The sequence below is a fragment of the Streptomyces sp. DT190 genome (genome assembly GCF_049846985.1).
GTDB lineage: Bacteria > Actinomycetota > Actinomycetes > Streptomycetales > Streptomycetaceae > Streptomyces.
Genome location: NZ_JBNCNM010000006.1, coordinates 46618 through 63363, shown reverse-complemented (window position 1 = coordinate 63363; position 16746 = coordinate 46618). Strand labels below are relative to the sequence as shown.

At 73.7% G+C, this 16746-nt stretch carries 15 protein-coding genes and 3 pseudogenes; 8 read left to right on the top strand and 10 right to left on the bottom strand.

What is annotated here, in order from left to right:
* Positions 1-29: 29 nt before the first annotated feature.
* Together ACPXCS_RS13325 and ACPXCS_RS13320 are read right to left on the bottom strand one after the other, a co-directional pair.
* Positions 30-308, bottom strand: a complete 279-nt coding sequence (locus ACPXCS_RS13325) for an acyl carrier protein (RefSeq protein ID WP_425947012.1) — start codon at positions 306-308, stop codon at positions 30-32.
* Between the two features lie 28 nt (positions 309-336).
* Positions 337-2010: an AMP-binding protein gene (locus ACPXCS_RS13320; RefSeq protein ID WP_425947014.1), complete on the bottom strand. Its 1674-nt coding sequence runs from the start codon at positions 2008-2010 to the stop codon at positions 337-339.
* A 237-nt stretch (positions 2011-2247) separates the two neighbouring features.
* Here ACPXCS_RS13320 and ACPXCS_RS13315 point away from each other — a divergent pair, with 237 nt between their 5' ends.
* Positions 2248-3429 carry a GNAT family N-acetyltransferase gene (locus ACPXCS_RS13315; protein ID WP_425947015.1) on the top strand — a complete coding sequence of 394 codons (1182 nt, stop codon included), beginning with the start codon at positions 2248-2250 and terminating at the stop codon, positions 3427-3429.
* 76 nt (positions 3430-3505) lie between these two features.
* Positions 3506-4189, top strand: a complete 684-nt coding sequence (locus ACPXCS_RS13310; protein ID WP_425947017.1) for a sterol desaturase family protein — start codon at positions 3506-3508, stop codon at positions 4187-4189.
* A 24-nt stretch (positions 4190-4213) separates the two neighbouring features.
* On the opposite strand, the gene ACPXCS_RS13305 is transcribed toward ACPXCS_RS13310, so the two are convergent.
* Positions 4214-5173, bottom strand: coding sequence for a phosphatase PAP2 family protein (locus ACPXCS_RS13305; RefSeq protein ID WP_425947019.1), 960 nt, complete (start codon positions 5171-5173; stop codon positions 4214-4216).
* 294 nt (positions 5174-5467) lie between these two features.
* On the opposite strand from ACPXCS_RS13305, the gene ACPXCS_RS13300 reads away from it, so the two are divergent.
* Positions 5468-6673 carry a flavin-containing monooxygenase gene (locus tag ACPXCS_RS13300; protein WP_425947020.1) on the top strand — a complete coding sequence of 402 codons (1206 nt, stop codon included), beginning with the start codon at positions 5468-5470 and terminating at the stop codon, positions 6671-6673.
* Between the two features lie 164 nt (positions 6674-6837).
* Here ACPXCS_RS13300 and ACPXCS_RS13295 read toward each other — a convergent pair whose 3' ends face one another.
* Positions 6838-8193: an MFS transporter gene (locus tag ACPXCS_RS13295; protein WP_425947022.1), complete on the bottom strand. Its 1356-nt coding sequence runs from the start codon at positions 8191-8193 to the stop codon at positions 6838-6840.
* Between the two features lie 72 nt (positions 8194-8265).
* On the opposite strand from ACPXCS_RS13295, the gene ACPXCS_RS13290 reads away from it, so the two are divergent.
* Positions 8266-9303: a GlxA family transcriptional regulator gene (locus ACPXCS_RS13290; protein WP_425947024.1), complete on the top strand. Its 1038-nt coding sequence runs from the start codon at positions 8266-8268 to the stop codon at positions 9301-9303.
* Between the two features lie 68 nt (positions 9304-9371).
* A pseudogene (locus ACPXCS_RS13285) lies at positions 9372-9650 on the top strand (cyclase family protein); the annotation flags it as partial.
* Positions 9651-10126: 476 nt separating this feature from the next.
* Here the strand turns inward: ACPXCS_RS13285 and ACPXCS_RS13280 are convergent.
* Entirely contained in the window at positions 10127-10615 is a 489-nt protein-coding gene (locus ACPXCS_RS13280; protein WP_425947111.1) for an ATP-binding protein, read from the bottom strand.
* A 443-nt stretch (positions 10616-11058) separates the two neighbouring features.
* Positions 11059-11434, bottom strand: a pseudogene (locus tag ACPXCS_RS13275) (acyl-CoA dehydrogenase family protein); the annotation flags it as partial.
* Between the two features lie 56 nt (positions 11435-11490).
* On the opposite strand from ACPXCS_RS13275, the pseudogene ACPXCS_RS13270 reads away from it, so the two are divergent.
* Positions 11491-11942, top strand: a pseudogene (locus ACPXCS_RS13270) (hypothetical protein); the annotation flags it as partial.
* A gap of 12 nt (positions 11943-11954) precedes the next feature.
* On the opposite strand, the gene ACPXCS_RS13265 reads toward ACPXCS_RS13270, so the two are convergent.
* Both ACPXCS_RS13265 and ACPXCS_RS13260 read right to left on the bottom strand, forming a co-directional pair.
* The gene (locus tag ACPXCS_RS13265) at positions 11955-12467 is read right to left on the bottom strand and encodes an EF-hand domain-containing protein (RefSeq protein ID WP_425947025.1); all 513 of its coding nucleotides are present in this window, start codon (positions 12465-12467) and stop codon (positions 11955-11957) included.
* Between the two features lie 179 nt (positions 12468-12646).
* A complete protein-coding gene (locus tag ACPXCS_RS13260) occupies positions 12647-13027 on the bottom strand; it encodes an STAS domain-containing protein (protein ID WP_425947027.1) in 381 nt (126 codons plus the stop codon).
* 360 nt (positions 13028-13387) lie between these two features.
* Between ACPXCS_RS13260 and ACPXCS_RS13255 the strand changes: the two genes are divergently transcribed.
* Together ACPXCS_RS13255 and ACPXCS_RS13250 are read left to right on the top strand one after the other, a co-directional pair.
* A complete protein-coding gene (locus tag ACPXCS_RS13255; RefSeq protein ID WP_425947028.1) occupies positions 13388-13969 on the top strand; it encodes a sigma-70 family RNA polymerase sigma factor in 582 nt (193 codons plus the stop codon).
* Positions 13951-15261 (top strand): zf-HC2 domain-containing protein, encoded by a 1311-nt coding sequence (locus ACPXCS_RS13250; protein ID WP_425947030.1) that lies wholly within the window; start codon positions 13951-13953, stop codon positions 15259-15261. Before ACPXCS_RS13255 ends, ACPXCS_RS13250 begins: the two co-directional genes overlap by 19 nt.
* A gap of 15 nt (positions 15262-15276) precedes the next feature.
* Here ACPXCS_RS13250 and purU read toward each other — a convergent pair whose 3' ends face one another.
* Both purU and ACPXCS_RS13240 read right to left on the bottom strand, forming a co-directional pair.
* A complete protein-coding gene (purU, locus tag ACPXCS_RS13245) occupies positions 15277-16158 on the bottom strand; it encodes a formyltetrahydrofolate deformylase (protein ID WP_425947031.1) in 882 nt (293 codons plus the stop codon).
* A gap of 46 nt (positions 16159-16204) precedes the next feature.
* Positions 16205-16705 carry an SCO4402 family protein gene (locus ACPXCS_RS13240; RefSeq protein WP_344539651.1) on the bottom strand — a complete coding sequence of 167 codons (501 nt, stop codon included), beginning with the start codon at positions 16703-16705 and terminating at the stop codon, positions 16205-16207.
* Positions 16706-16746: the final 41 nt, after the last annotated feature.

Below are 16746 nucleotides of genomic sequence, written 5' to 3'. Positions count from 1 at the left end.
TGTCGCGGGAAGGGGGGCGGGCACCGCGTTCACGCCGCCGCCGTCACCGACTCGGCGAGCGCGTCCAGCAGGGGGCCCACGGGCAGGGTCGGGTACAGGTGCTCGGCCAGGGACACGATGTCCAGGGCGACGTCGAACTCCTCCTCGACGGCGGCCAGCGTCTCCGACAGCAACAGCGAGTCCAGGCCGACGCGTTCCAGCGTCGCCTCCTCGTCCAGGCTCTGCGGCGTCAGCCGCAGCCGGGCGGCGAGCAGCGCCTTGACCGTCTCGCGCACGTCGTTCCCCACGCCTGAGAGGGTTTCCGTCACGTCGCTCTCCTCGTTCGGTGTGTGCGGGTCATCGGGACGCGGCCGCGAGCTGGACGGTCCGGTTCCAGCACCGGCCGAGCCGGTCCGTGCGCAGTTCCTCGGCCAGGTGCAGCCGCCGCACCTTGCCGCTGGTGGTCCTGGGCAGGGCGCCGCGCCGCCCCACGTAGATCTCCTGCACCGGCAGGCCGAAGTCCCGCAGGACGGCGAGCCGGACGGTGTCCGCGAGCCGGGCCTGCTCCTCCTCGCCGGTGGTGCGCAGGACCTCGAGGAAGAGCACCAGGTCGTCGGCGGTCTCACGCCGGGCGACGGCCACGGCCGCGGCGGCGCCCAGGAGCGCGGGTTCGGCGGCGAGGGCGGTCTGCTCGACGTCGGCGGGTGCGATCGTGCGGCCCGCGTGCTTGATGACCTCTTTGATCCGGCCCACGACGTACAACTCGCCGTCGACGAAGGCGCCGAGGTCCCCGGTGGGCACCAGCCCGTCCGGCCCGCGGGCGGGGACCTGGCGCCCGTCGGAGCCGACGATCCACTCGCAGGCCGACTCGCCGCCGATGCGGATCTCCCCGACCGCTCCGGGCGGCGCGGGGACGCCGTCGGCCGTGACGATCCGGACCTCGGTGCCCTCCAGCGGCACGCCATGGCCGATGAGCGGCCTCGCCGGCGTCTGCCCGGACGCGGCATCCGGCGCCTCGGTGAGCCGGCCGGCTTCGAGCCGCTCCGGGTCGGCCGCGAGGACGGCGGAGGGGGTCAGCGGCCGGCGCAGGGTCACCGCCAGGCAGTTCTCGGCCAGGCCGTAGCCGGGAAGGAGCGTGTGGCGGCGCAGGCCGTACGGCGCGAACACGGCCTCGAACCGGTCGCACAGCCGCGGCGCGATGCGTTCGGAGCCGACGACGAGCGCCTGCAGGGCGGACAGGTCGAGCCCCGCGAGCCGGGCCGGGTCGCGCTCGGCCCGCCGGATCGTCAGGTCGAGGGCGAACGGGGGGCCGCTGGAGTGGGTCGCGCCGAAGGAGGACATCGCCTCCACCCAGCGCAGCGGGTCGCGCACGAACGCGCCGGGCGCCAGGGCGTGGAAGGCCGAACCGCCGTACAGGCAGCCCAGGAAGCTGCCGATGAGCCCCATGTCGTGGGAGAGCGGCAGCCAGGTCACGCCCCGGCCCGCGACGAGTCCGATGCGCCGCAGGAACGCCCACACGTTCACCACGAGGTTGCGGTGGCTGAGCAGGATGCCCTTGGGGGCGGCCAGGCTCCCGGAGCTGAACTGCAGCAGGGCCGCCTGCTCCGGCAGCACCGGCGGCAGCGGGTGCGGCTCTCCCGCCCCGGCCACGCCCTCGGCGGCCACGTCCTCGACGGGCAGAACGGTCAGGTGCAGACCGGCGGTTGCCAGCAGGTCCGCACGGGCGACGGCGTCCCCGCAGGTGAGGTAGCAGCCGGCCCCGCTGGCGCGGACGATGCCGGTCACCCGCCGGTTGTCCGCCGAGTCGGGCCGCACACTCGAGGTGGCGGCCACGGGCACCAGCACGGCACCGGCCGCCAGCACCCCCAGCGCCGCGCAGAGCACGGCGGTCGAGGTGCCCGTCTCCACGACGACACGGGTGCCCGGTTCGACCCCCGCACCGCGCAGTCGCGCGGCGCAGGCCGTCGCCCCGGCCCACAGCTCCGGATACGTGAGCCGGACGTCTTCCGCCGCCCCCACGGTCTTGTCCACGCCCGCTCCGGCATGGGCGCGTACCGCGTCGACCAAGGTGTCGTGGGGCGCGGCGACAGTACCGCTCTGCCTCAATGCGCTGCCTCTCAGATCGTCTTCTGCACCCCGCCGCAGCGTCGGCTGCGCGGAAGGCCGGGCCCCACCGGAAGATACACTAAGTAGTCGTCCTATAGCTCTGTGTAATATCCGGTGTTGCCTTCACCTCCCCGACCACAGCGACCCTGGAGGCCTGACTCGATGGCCTACGCGCAGCAGACGGATCCACCGCGCCCCGCCCGTCAACCGCTCACCGCCGTGCGGGTCCACGGCGTCGACACCCGGGCCGACCACCGTGCCTTCCTGGGTCTGCCGCACCGCCTGCACGGCGATCTGCCGCTGTGGGTCCCGCCGTTGCGGACGGAGCAGCGGCGGCTGGTGGACCGGCGGGCCAATCCCTTCTTCGAGACCGGCTCGGTGCGGCTCTTCCTCGCCCGGCGGGGACGGGACGTGGTCGGCCGGATCGCCGCGGTCGACAACCCCGCCCACAACGCCCACCACGGCACCCGGCACGGCTTCTTCGGTCTGTTCGACTGCGCCGACGACCCGGACGCGGCGCGGGCGCTCCTCGCCTCCGTGACCGCCTGGCTGCGCGAGCGGGGCCACGAGCGGGTGGTCGGGCCGGTCGACTTCACGACGAACGACCAGTGCGGTGTGCTCACCGAGGGCTTCGACGAGCCCCCGGCCGTCCTCATGCCGTACAACCCGCCCTACTACCCCGGGCTGCTGGCGGCGGGCGGGCTGGAGCCTGCCATGGACCTGCTGGCCTGGGAGATCCCCCTCGATCTGCACGAGCGTCCGCGGGCCGAGCGGCTCGCCCGCCATGTGGCGCGCACCGTCCCGGGCCTGCGCGTACGGCCGGTCGACCTGCGGGACTTCGCCGCCGAGACGGCCGTCCTGCGCCACCTCTACCAGGAGGCCTGGCAGCACAACTGGGGCTACTCGCCACCGTCGGAGAAGGAGTTCGACGCCCTGGCGAAGCTGCTGCGCCGCGTGGCACGGCCCGAGCTGGTGCTGATCGCCGAGGTGGCCGGGGAGCCGGCCGCCTTCACGCTGGTGCTGCCGGACGTCGCCCCGGCGCTGCGGGCGGCCCGCGGGCGGCTGCACACCTGCGGCGTGCCCCTCGGGCTGGTGCGGTACCTGCGCGCGGCCCGGCGCGTCACCCGGGTGCGGGTGGTCGCCGCCGGTGTGCTGCGCCCCTACCGCGGCCGGGGGCTGGACACGCTGCTGCACGTGGAGGTGTCGCGCAGGGCGCGGCACCTCGGCTACCGCACCGCCGAGGTGTCCTGGACCCTGGCGGACAACCAGGCCGCCAACCGGACGCTGGCCGCCTTCGGGGCCCGGGTGTCCAAGCGGTACGCGCTGTACGAGGGCCCCGTGTGACCGGCCGCCGCCGCATCCGCCCACGCCGGACCCGGGTCCGGCCCCGTCCGCTCCGCCTCTCACCCCAGGGACACGTATGACAGCCGAGAGCCCCGCACGCGCCGAGCGCCTCAGCGCCTCACCGCCCCTGTTCGACTCGCCGTTCCTCGACCGCTTCACCCGCGTGCACCCGGCGCTGCCGGCCGCGCTCTACGGCCCCGCCGCGGCCGTCCTCGTGGTCGCCTCGGTGCGCGCCTCCGGCTGGCTCACGGCCCTGCCGGCCTTCCTCACCGGTTACCTGGTCTGGACGCTGACCGAGTACTGGGTGCACCGGCTGGTGTTCCACTGGGAGCCGTCCTGCGGCTGGGGCCGCCGCTTGCACTGGACCCTGCACGGCATCCACCACGAGCACCCCAACGACGTCCGCCGGGTGGTGATGCCGCCGGTGGTGAGCCTGCCGGTCGCCGCGGTGGCGATGGCCCTGTTCGAGCTCCTGCCCGGCCGGGGCGTCGGCCACGCCGTCACCGCGGGCTTCTTCACGGCGTACGCCGTCTACGAGACGGTGCACTACCGCGTCCACCACCACCGCCCGTCCAGCAGGGTCGGCAGGACGCTGCGGCGCAGGCACCTGCTGCACCACTTCGACGACCACGAGCGCGGCTTCGGCGTCTCCTGCCCCTACTGGGACCACGTGTTCGGCACGGCTCCGCGAACCCGCACGGGCCGGGCCGGGGAGCCCGGGACCCCGCTCGGCGACGGCGGCTCGCAGCCCGCCGGCTGAAGGGCCCGCCCGCAGACCTGCGCGTCACAGGGGCACGCCGTGGCGCGCAGGCGCCTTCGCCGGGCGCGGCAGCACGGCCCGGGTCCGCGGCCAGGCCGCGTTGAGGCGCGGGGCGAGGAGCCGTACGGCCGCGGCCAGGGCCAGGCCGGCCAGCACGTCGACCACGTAGTGCCACCGCAGGTACAGGGTGGACAGGCCGATGGCGACGAGCAGGGGCGACAGCAGCCACAGCAGCGGCCGGCAGTCCCGCCAGGCGAGCAGGCCGACCAGGGTCGTGGTGGCGATGTGCAGACTGGGGAAGGCGTCGACGTTGTTGTTGTGCGCCCGGTAGTGGGCGATCCACCAGTTGCCGTCGATCGAGACGGTGAACCGGTCGGCCAGTTCGTACCAGGGGCCGATCGCCGGCAGCAGGAAGTACCCGGCGAAGCCCGCGCAGTGGCCGAGCGTCAACGCCAGGACCAGGTCGGACAGTTCGCGGTGGCGGCCGCGTACGGCCAGCACCACCGCGAGCGAGAGCGGCGGCACCCACAGGCAGAAGTAGACCCAGCACAGCGCCGCCGTCAGCGTGGGGTGCATCAGCGGCTCCACCATCGTCAGCGGGTCGCGGCCGCCGAACAGCCACCGGTCGGCGCGGGCGAGCGCCGCGTCGTAGCGGGCCGGGTGCAGCATCGGGACCGCCCAGCGCAGGCTCGGGTACAGCAGCAGGCACAGCGCAAGGGCGAGCAGGCCGCGGGCGTGTCCGGTGAGGCGCGAGCGCCTGCCGTGCCACACCGGGCACCATGCCGCGGCCGCGCACCACAGGGCCGCCAGCACCGCCGAAGCGGCCAGCGCGGACCGGGAGTCGGGATGCCCGACGGCCGACGGACGTGCGACGGCGAGCAGCGCCAGCAGGACGAGGAAGGGCAGCACGACGGCTTCCCCGGGCTCCAGCAGGGACAGGACGGTGCGGGTCCGGCTGCCCGTCCTGGTGGTCGCCGTCCGCATGCGCCGCTCCGTCCCGCTCCGTGACTTCTCGGTGGAATCACCCTGTATACCCTGATGAACACCGAAATCGACGACCGGTCACGAGGGGGACGGCGAGGCGGTGGTGCACGGCGTGCGGTCCGTGAAGGGCGTCCCGCCGCAGGACGGCCAGCCGTTCCACTCCGCCGAGCCCGCCGAGCCCGCCGGTCATCGCGGGCCGCGGGCCGGACCGGGCCGCGCAGCCGTGATCAATCCGCAACCAATTCCGGTCTTGACCGAGACCCATCAAGCAGGTCCGGGATTACGCTCCCGCTCATGGCCGACTCCACACCCCCCACACACTCCTCCGCGCCTCCCCCACCCGACCGCCCCGTCTACGTCATCGGAGGCGGCCCCGGCGGACTCGCCGCCGCGTACGCGCTGCGGGCGAGGGGCATACGGGCCGTCGTCCTGGAGAAGTCCGACCGGGTCGGAGCGTCCTGGCGCCGCCACTACGACCGGCTGCACCTGCACACCACGCGCCGCCTGTCGGCCCTGCCCGGGCTGCCGATGCCGAGGCGGTTCGGGCGGTGGGTGTCCCGGGACGACGTGGTGCGCTACCTGGAGAAGTACGCCGAGCACCACCGGCTGGAGATCGTCACCGGTGTCGAGGTGTCCCGCGTGGAACGCCTCCCCGACGGCACGGGCTGGCTGCTGCACGCCACCGGCGGCCGGGAGCTGACCGGGGCCGCGGTGGTCGTCGCGACCGGCTTCAACCACACCCCGCGCGTGCCCGACTGGCCGGGCCGCGACTCCTATCCGGGCGAGTTCCTGCACGCCGCCCAGTACCGCAACGGCACGCCGTTCGCCGGCCGGGACGTCCTCGTCGTCGGGGTCGGCAACACGGGCGCCGAGATCGCCGTGGACCTGGCCGACAGCGGTGCCTCCCGGGTCCGGCTCGCGGTGCGCACCGTCCCGCACATCCTGCGCCGGTCGACCGCGGGCTGGGCCGCCCAGTACAGCGGCATCCTCGTGCGCCGGCTGCCGGTCGGCCTGGTCGACCGGATGTCCCGGCTGCAGGCGAGGGTGGCGACGCCCGACCTGTCGGCGCACGGGCTGCCGCGCCCGGACACCGGCCTGTACAGCAGGGTCAAGCAGGGCGCGATCCCGGTGCAGGACGTCGGCCTGATCGACGCCGTACGCAAGGGCCGGGTGGAGATCGTCGCCGCCGTGGACGGCTTCGAGGACGGCGGCAAGATCGCCCTCGCCGACGGCAGCCGGATCTCACCCGACGTCGTGATCGCCGCCACGGGCTACGTCCGCGCCCTGGAGGATCTGGTCGGCCACCTCGGCGTGCTCGACGACCGCGGCAGGCCCGTCGTGCACGGCGCCCGCACCCCTCGGACCGCCCCGGGCCTGTACTTCACCGGATTCACCAACCCGATCAGCGGCAACCTCCGCGAGATGGCGATCGACGCGGTCCGCATCGCGAAGGCCGTCGCCCGGGACGGCTCGGGGACGGTGGCCCGGCTGCCGGGCTGACCACGCACCGCCCACCCGGGCCGACTCGCTTGGCTCCCGCCCATTCCCTGACGCTCCGTCAGCCTCGCGGACCTGACGGTATGTCAGTTCGGCGTCGGTGGTGAGCGGCGTGCCGTGAGGGCCCGCCGTGCACGGCGGGCCGGCCCAGGGGGGCGGCCTCGACGTCAGCGGCCGTCCGCTGCACGCCGGGGTCCCGGACCCGGACCACCGACCGGCTCCGGCGCCACCGCCACGCCCCCGGTCCGTCGCCTGATCACCAGCGCCATCAGCGCCGCAGCGGCGCACAGCGCCCCCGACGCGTACCACACCACGTCGTACGACCCGAAGGCGTCGCGTGCCACGCCGCCGAGGAAGGCGACCAGGGCCGCGCCCACCTGGTGGGAGGCGAGGACCCAGCCGAAGACGATCGCGCTGTCCTCGCCGTACTGCTCGCGGCACAGGGCGAGGGTGGGCGGGACGGTGGCGACCCAGTCGAGGCCGTAGAAGACGATGAAGAAGATCATCGGCGGATGGACGCTCGGTGCCAGCAGCATCGGCAGGAAGAGGAGCGACACGCCCCGCAGCGCGTAGTACACGGCCAGCAGCCGGCGCGGCTCGAACCGGTCGGTGAACCAGCCGGAGGCGATCGTGCCGACGACGTCGAAGGCACCGATGACCGCCAGCAGCGAGGCCGCGGCCGTGAGGGGCATGCCGTGGTCGTGCGCGGCGGGCACGAAGTGGGTCTGGACCAGGCCGTTCGTGGAGGCCCCGCAGATCGCGAAGGTGCCGGCGAGCAGCCAGAACGGGCCGGTGCGCGCGGCCGAGGACAGCACCGTCAGGGCACGCCGGGCGGCGCCCGGCACGGGCGCCGGCTTCGGCACGAACTCGGTGGCACCGTAGGGCTTCTGGCCCACGTCGGCGGGGTGGTCGTGCAGCAGCAGCCACACGAACGGCACGACCGCGAGCGCGGCGAGCGCGACGGTGACGGCGGCCGGACGCCAGTCGTACGTCTCCACGATCCAGGACAGCAGCGGCAGGAAGATCAGCTGCCCGGAGGCCGACGCGGCGGTGAGGATGCCGCTGACCAGGCCGCGCCGCTCGGTGAACCAGCGGTTGGTGACGGTCGCGGCGAAGGCCAGCGCCATGGAGCCGGAGCCCAGACCGACCAGCAGCCCCCAGCACAGCATCAGCTGCCAGGCCGCCGTCATCCACACCGTGAGGCCGGAGCCGAGCGCGATCACGCTCAGGGCGACCGCGACCACCCGGCGGATGCCGAAGCGGTCCATGAGCGCCGCCGCGAACGGGGCGGTCAGGCCGTACAGCGCGAGGTTGACGGAGACGGCGGCGCCGATGGTGCCGCGTGACCAGTCGAACTCCCGGTGCAGCGGATCGATCAGCAGACCCGGCACGGAACGGAAGGCGGCCGCGCCGATGATCGTCACGAAGGTGACGGCGGCGACGAACCAGGCGCGGTGCACGCGCCGCCGGCGGCTGGACTTCGGCGGCTGCTCGACGGCCGCTGCTTCGGTTGTCTGGGTCACGGCATAGAGCTTCGGGCCCGGCCCGATCGGCCGGCGAGTGGCCCGGAGGACAGCATTCGCTAGGATCGGGCCATGACCTCGGCCACCGGATCCGGGCCCGCGGACGCCGGCCACCGCCCGCACCGCGTCGCCGTCCTCGCCCTCGACGGACTGCTCCCCTTCGAACTGGGCATCCCGCACCGCATCTTCGGCCGCCCGAAGGACGACCGCGGACGGCCCCTGTACGAGGTGGTGACCTGCTCGGTCCGGCCGCCGGGACCGGTCGAGACGGACGCCGACTTCGCCGTGCACGTCCCGCACGGCCCGGAGGCCCTGGCCACCGCCGACACGGTGATCGTCCCGGCGTCGTACGAACTCGGCCCGGTCTACGAGGAGGGCGTGCTGACCGACGATCTCGCCGCCGCCCTCGCCCGGGTCAGACCCGGCACCCGGCTCGCCTCCATCTGCACCGGCGTCTACGTCCTGGCCGCCGCCGGCCTGCTCGACGGCCGCCCGGCGACCACCCACTGGGCCCAGGCGGAGCACCTGCAGCGGCTCTTCCCGCGGGTCCGCGTCGACCCGAACGTGCTGTTCATCGACGACGGCGACGTGCTGACCTCGGCGGGTGTCGCGGCCGGCATCGACCTGTGCCTGCACATGGTGCGCCGCGACCACGGCTCCGCCGTCGCCAACGAGGTGGCCCGCCGCACGGTCGTACCGCCGCACCGCGAGGGCGGGCAGGCCCAGTTCATCGCCCGGCCGGTGCCCGACCCGCAGCAGGCGACCACCACCACGGCGCGCGCCTGGGCCCTGGGCCGTCTCCACGAGCCGATCCAGCTGCGCGACATGGCCGCCCAGGAGGCCATGTCGGTGCGCACGTTCACACGCCGCTTCCGCGAGGAGACCGGCGTCAGTCCCGGCCAGTGGCTCACCCAGCAGCGCGTGGAGCGCGCCCGGCACCTGCTGGAGTCCACCGACCGCTCGGTCGACCAGGTGGCCCGGGACGCGGGCTTCGGCACGGCCCAGTCGATGCGCCAGCACCTCCAGGCGGCGCTCGGCGTCACGCCCTCGGCCTACCGGCGGACCTTCCGGGCCGGGACCGAGCACCCGGCGGGCGACGTCAGAACGTGAGGACCGCCCGGGCCACCCGCCCCGCCCGGGCGTCCGCCCATGCCTCGTCGACGTCCTCGACGGGATAGCTGCCGGTCCGCACGCCTCAGTGCTCCCACGCGCGCGATGTCGCCGCCGTCGCCGACGACACCCTGACCTTCGTGGTGTTCCCGCCCGAGGCCGAGGACCTGTGGCTGCCGGTGCACGCCCTGCACCTGGTGGAGAGGGGCGTGCCGCAGGGCCAGGACCGGAATCTCGAAAAGTTGTCCACAGCCTGTGGAGAAACCGGCCGCCACGCCTTCCCGCTGTCGGCCACCCCCGAGCCGTTCACCGGCGCGACCGGATCCCCGGTGGCACCGGTCGCCGTCCCGCAGGCCGGTCACCGACCCCACCCGGAGCTGGATGGCGGCGCCGCGCTGCTCGCCCCGAGCCCGCCAGCGCGCGCCGCCACCCTGACTCCGGCGCTCCCACCCCGGCTTCCCGTGGCCCTGAAGGAAGCCGACGCCGAGTCACGACTCACACTCGCCGAGGGCCGCCGTCGTCGCGGCCCTCGCCGTCCCCTCACGGCGAATCGCTGCCCCCAAGCGTGAGCATCCGGTCACGAGGCGTCAACACCGATTCTGAGATTTGTCGCTGATGCGGCTTTTGCCGCAGGCGCGCACGGAAGCACGTCCCGGCGCATCGCCGCATCCCCGCCAGGAACCGGCCGACCCGTCATGCACCCGTGCCCCGGGCCCGCCGCACGCTCGCACGGCATGTGCCGCCGCACCGCGCGCGAGAGGAGCGCGGGACTCGCCACCGCCCCGCACACAGGAGTGAGCCCCGCACCGCCGCGCCGGCCGCCCTACACCGCCTCGTAGGCCGCGAGTCCTTCGAGGGCCGCGCCGCCGGTGCCGCCGTACGCCACCGCGCCGCTCCCGCACGGCGCCGTGTGGTCACGGGACTTCGCGCACCGGTCCAGCTCGCACCAGATGCGCTTGCCGGTGGCCTCCACGCTCCAGCCCCAGCGGTCGGCCAGGCCGTCCACGAGGGCGAGGCCCCGGCCGCCGGTCGCCTCGTCGCCCGCGCACCGGGGCACGGGGGCCCGGCCGCTGTGGTCGGCGACCTCCAGGCGGACCGTGACCTCCTCCGTCACCGCGGGAGGCAGGGACAGCCGCAGCACGGCGGGACGGCCGGTGTGGACCACGGCGTTGGTGACGAGCTCGGAGACCAGCAGGATCAGCGTCTCGGCGAGCGGTTCATCGGCCTGTATACCCGACCCGGCGAGGCGCGAGCGGGCCCACCGCCGGGCCCGCCCCACCTCTGCGGGGTCGGGCCGGATCTCCAGCTGCACTTGAAGCACCTGCACCGCTCACACCATCCGAACCGGCGGACACTTAGGCTCGCGCCTCACGAGGGCCACGATCGTAGCCATTTTCTGCATGGCCAGAACAACGGCCGGGTCAGGGATCACGGACCGTGAATCCCTTGTGGGACAGCATGGTTGACGTACAGTCACCCCAACAAGCGCTTCGGGCATATTCCAGCGCGAAGGAGTACCCGTGCGGCATACTGTGCGACGCTCACCCGGGGCAGTCGAACAGGCGGCGCCACTGGGTCGCACTGCGCTCAGAGCCACTCGCATCTCACACAAGGTACCGGAGCCCGTCGTCGACTCCGGGCCGTGACGAGTCACGCCGAGGACACAAGCCGGTATCAACGCTCCGTGATCATGGCGTGCCACGATCCGCGACATCTTCCCGGCCCGGTGCCGCGACACCGCAGCCAGACGGCCGGTCAGGCCGTTCCGTTCCCCGGATCCGCCGCGAACAATTCCTCACTCTCCGTGACATGGTCGGCATGTCAGGTTCGAATGCATGCGCGTTTCCGGTGGAGAGGGACGTCGGACTCCCAGGTGAAGCCCATGCCGCCATGCACCTGCAGACAGTCGCGGGCACCGCGCTCGGCGGGCTCGTCGGCGAGCGGCCGGGCGGCCGCGATGTCGGCCGGGTCCGCGGTGACGGCCGCCGCGTGCACGGCCGCGCGGGCCGTCTCCGTCCGAACCAGGATGTCGGCGCACAGGTGTGCCACGGGCCTGGAACGCCGAGATGGGCCGACCGAACTGGTCGCGCGCCCGGGCGTGTTGCGCCACCGGCGCGCAGACGCGGCCGGCACCGTCCGCCGGATCCACCGGACGTCCGGCACGACGTCCGACCCCAAGGGCGTGCCGCACACGGACCGTTCACCGCTCCGCCGGAGCTGTACCGCGCGGTGGTGCGGGAGATGGGCGTGCAGCTCACCCACGGGTGCGGCATGGCCGAGGTGCCGATGATCACCAAGGGGGCGCCGGACGACGGCCCCGAGCTGCCGGCGACCACCGAGGGCCGGCCGCCGGAGGGGATGGAGATCCGGATCGCGGACGGGGAGGCGCGGCCGCGCGGGGAGGCCGTGTGCCGGGGGTATCCGGACCCGCGCGCGGGGAACTGGTGCGCGCGGTGGTGGAACAGCCGCCCGGCGCCGAGCCGTTGACGCTCGCGGCCGTCACCGCTCTCCTGCGCGCCGAGGGGCTGGCGGTGCGCAGACCGCCCGAACGGCTGGAGCGGGTGGCCGCCCTTCCGCGGGGCGAGACCCCGCGGAAGGTGCTGACGTACAGGCCGCGCGAGCGCTTCACGGGCGGGTGAACCCGCCGCGGTCTACTCGGGCACGGTGAAGTAGCGGGCGAAGGCGGGCACGACATCGGCCTCGCCGACCTTGCCGTCGCCGTCCGCGTCGAGCGTGGCGGCGGCCGGTGCGGCCGCCTCCTCGGGGACGCCCAGGCACTTCAGCACGCGTCCGGCCTCCTCGACCGTCACCGCGCTGTCGTCGTCGGTGTCGGCGACGTCCAGCGCCGCGTGCAGGAAGGGGCGGGCGATCTCGGCGAAGCCGTCGGGGTTGTCGCGCAGGCGCTTGACCGCGCCGTTGACGAACTCCTCGCGCGTGATGCGCTGGTCGCCGTCGCGGTCCGCCATCCCGGCCATGCCCTGCCAGAAGGCCTCGGCGCCGCCGTACAGCGCCTGCCCCTTGTCGGAACGGGCCGCGACGCCGAACTCCGCGAGCAGCGCCTTGGCCGCTCCGTAGAAGTCCTCGCGGTCGATGTAGCCGTTGCCGTCCTGGTCGAAGGTGGCGAACCGGGCGGCGATCCTGCGCTCGTACTCGCTGCTGACCATGTCTCTTTCGGGCCGCCTTACGTCAGGTGGGGTGCGTCTGGGTCGGAGCGTACGACGGAGGGGGCGGTTCGGGCGCGGGAAAACGTCACTTGTGCCAAGACCGGGGGAATTCCGGGACAACACCGTGCCACGAGGGCGGCGCCCGGTCCACCGTGCGTGAGAGGGACGTCACGCACGGGTCACGCCGACAGGGGTTCGCCCTCGTCGCCCAGGGCCGCGTCCAGGTCGCCGTACACGTCGAACAGGCGGCGCACGCCCAGCGCGCCGAGGACCCGGTTGACGTGCGAGCCGTCGGCGGCGCCCCGGGCGGGCAGCACCAGGCGCAGCCGGCCCTGGCAGGAGCGGATCAGCCGGCGGGCGGCGATGAGCACGCCGACGCCGCTGGAATCGCAGAAGAACACCCCGGACAGGTCCAGGACGAGACAGTGGTGCCCCTCGGCCACCACGTCGTGCACGCGTTGACGCAACACGGGCGACGTCACCAGATCCAGTTCGCCCGACACTTGGAGCACGGCCCACTCGCCCTGCTCGCCGCCGGTCACTTTGAAGGTCACCACCACGCCCCTCGCTCGCCAAAACGGAAGCAGTCCCTACGCTTCCTTGCAGCGCGGCTGCCCAGCGGCCGTTCCCTGAAACACGGCCCGAAAAACGGGCACCTCGCAAAAGAGGCTTGTTTTAGTCGACTTCGATCCTGTTCGATCCTCATCGGTCATGTCTGATCGGAGTGCGGGTGGGTAGGCGCGCACCAAAGGCTTCCGGCGCGAGCCCCGGTGGGCCCCTACCACCTGCGGCCCTCCGGGGGGCGCACATTGCCACAAAGGGGCGTGCGCTACCGGACGTGCCGACTACATTCGAGGAGACGTGAAGCACAGGCTGGACAGGGCACGGGCGCGGAACACGGGCAGGGGGTGAGGGGCCGCATGGCGCAAAGGGACGTACCGCCTCGCTGGGACCGCAAGATGCAGCAGCGACTCGCACGCGGGGAAGCCGCCGCCCTCGGTGAGCTCTACGACCGCTTCGCCTCCCTCGTGCACGGCCTCGCCCACCGCGTCCTCGGCGACGAGCGCGCGGCCGACGGCATCACCCGCGAGGTCTTCGTCCACGTCTGGGAGCACCCCGACTCCTACGACCCCAGGCAGGGACCGCTGCGGACCTGGGTCGCCACCCTGACCCACCGGCTCGCGGTACAGCGGCTGCGCGCCACCGAGACCGCCGCCCTCGCCCGGGACGGCTCCGGCACCGCGGAGGAACTGGAGCTCCGGGTGCGCAGCGCGGCCGTCGCCGCCCGCGCCGACTACATCGTGCAGTCCATGCCGGTCCCGCTGCGCGCGGCCCTGGAGCGGGCCTACTTCCAGCGCCGCGACTACCGCCAGGCCGCCGCCGACCTCGGCATCACCGAGGACGAGGCCCGCCGCCGGCTGCGCCTGGGCCTGCAACTGCTCTCCACCGCCCACGACACCGAGGCCCCGGGCGCCCCGCCCGGATGCGGGGGTGCGGTGTGAGCGGGCCGGACCCCTTCGAGGCCTTCGACGACCATGACGGCGAGGACGGCGGCCCCGGCGGCCGCGAGTACGGCGACGCCCCGGACGCCGGAGGCGGACAGCCGCCGCGGATCCCCCTGCCCCGCGCCTCCGTCGAGGACGGCGGGCTGCCCCTGCCCGCGCCCCCACCACCGGAACGGCCCGTGTTCGAGCATCCCGTGCTGAAGTCCCTGCTCGGCGCCTGGGCGCTGGCCGCCTGCTCCCCGGAGGAGGCCACGGCCGTCGAGGAACACCTGGGCTCGTGCGGCGCGTGCGCCGACGAGGCCCGGCGGCTGCGCGAGGCGGTCGGGCTGCTGCAGCGCCCGGAGAGCCTCGACCTCGACCCGGGTCTGCGCACGCGCGTCCTTCAGACGTGCCTGGAGCGGCGCCCGCCGCGCATCCCGGTGCCCGAGTGGGCCGCCGCCTACGACGCCGAGACCGCGCGACTGGACGCCCTGCTGCAGGACTTCGGCGACGCCGAGTGGCACGCCCCGGTACGGCTGCGCTGGTTCCGCGCCGACGAGGCGACGACCCGCCGGACCACCGTCGCCGGGGTGATCGCGCATCTGCTCAGCGTGGACGGGCTGGTGGCGGTCGCGCTCGGCCTGGACGACCCGCTGGGCGACCTCCCCGCGTCGCACCCCACCCCGTCGGCGCGCACCGAGGCGTTCTGGCGCGCCTCCCACTTCCCGCCCACGCGCGCGGTGCGCGGCCCCTGGCGGGAGCAGAGCCACAACCTGGTGCGCACGGTGTCCTTCACGGGCGGCGGCGCGGGACGCATGCCGATCCCGTACGGCGACTTCGAGCTGCCGCTGCACGACGCGATGCTCGACCGGGCCTTCGAGTGCTGGGTGCACGCGGAGGACATCGCGGACGCGGTCGACTACCCCTACGACCCGCCCTCGCCACGCCATCTGCACCGCATGATCGACCTGGCGGCCCGCATGCTCCCGACGGCCCTGGCCCACCGCAGACAGGCCGGTCTCGCGGCCCCCGCCCACCACCGCCATCTGGTCGCGGCCGGCGAACCGGGCCGCAGTCTGCGCCTGGAGATCGAGGGCTCGGGCGGCGGCGAGTGGCTGATCCCCCTGGACTCCCCCGCCGCCAAGGGCTCCGCCGAGCACGAGGTGGCCCACGTGGCCCTGGACGGTGTGGAGTTCTGCCGCCTGGCGGCCGGCCACGTCCCTCCGCAGGAGGCCGCGGCCGGGCAGGTCGGGGACCGGGAGGCGATCAGGGACGTCCTGTTCGCGGCGGCGTCACTGAGCAGGATGTAGTCCCGGCCCGGACTGTCAGGCGAAGACGACCGTCCGCCGCCCGTTGAGCAGGATCCTCCGCTCGGCGTGCCACTTCACGGCCCGGGCCAGCGCCTGGCACTCCACGTCCCGGCCGATCGCCACCAGCTGGTCCGGCGTGACGTCGTGCCCGACCCGCTCGACCTCCTGCTCGATGATCGGCCCCTCGTCGAGGTCGGCCGTCACGTAGTGAGCCGTGGCCCCGATCAGCTTCACGCCCCGGGCGTGCGCCTGGTGGTACGGCTTCGCGCCCTTGAAGCTCGGCAGGAACGAGTGGTGGATGTTGATGATCCGCCCGCTCAGCTGCTTGCACAGGTCGTCGGAGAGGACCTGCATGTAGCGGGCCAGCACGACCAGCTCCACGCCCTCCTCGCGCACGATCTCCAGCAGCCGCGCCTCGGCCTCGGACTTGGTGTCCTTCGTCACCGGGATGTGGTGGAAGGGCACGTTGTAAGAGCCCACCAGCTCGGCGAAGTCCGTGTGGTTGGACACCACACCCGCGATCTCCACGGGCAGCGCCCCGATCCGCGCGCGGAACAGCAGGTCGTTCAGGCAGTGCCCGAACTTGCTGACCATGAGCAGGATGCGCATCTTCTCGTCGCCCCGGTTGATCTGCCAGTCCATCTGGAAGGAGTCACCGATGGCCGCGAAGCTGGCCCGCAGCTTCTCCACCGTCACCGGGGCGTCCGCCGAGAAGTGGACCCGCATGAAGAACAGTCCCGTGTCGTGGTCGCCGAACTGCTGGCTGTCCTCGATGTTGCAGCCGGTCATGAACAGATAGCTCGACACGGCGTGCACGATGCCCTTCCTGTCCGGGCAGGAGAGGGTGAGGACGTACTGCTCGGCCGGGACCGCGGCACTGGTGGACTGCTCGTTCATGCAGGACAGGTTCCCACAAGGAACGACGGCAGCGGCAATCGTCCCGCTAGGCGGACCTGGTCATGATCCGCAGCACTTCCAGGCTCCGCGGCGGGGTGTCCGGCTCCTCGCCGTCGCTCGCCGCGAGCCGTACGTGCGCTTCCCGGGCGGCCCGGACCGCCTCCGGCCACGCCTCGTGCTCCAGGTACGCGGCGACCGGCGCGTCCGGCCCGACCTGGTGCATGATCCGCAGCACCCGCAGCACGGCGGTGTCCACGAGGGCCGCCTCCTGCGAGTCGCGGAAGATCGTGCCCACGTACTTCTCGGCGGACCAGTGGTCCAGCCAGGTGTCCTCCACCAGCCGGTACACCGCGTCCGTCACGTCGCCGTAGCCGTCCACGCCGGCCAGCCAGACGTCCCGCTGGAAGACGGGATCGGAGAGCATGTGCAGCGCCGAGCGCACGTTGCTGCGCCAGCGCCACCACGGCATGTCGTTGACAGGCATGCCGCCCATGGTGGATGAGCGACGGCCACGTCGGGAAGAGTTCTCCGAAGCTTGCACGGTCATCGATCGTACGTTCCCCTCCACATCGGTCACACCGGCCCCCG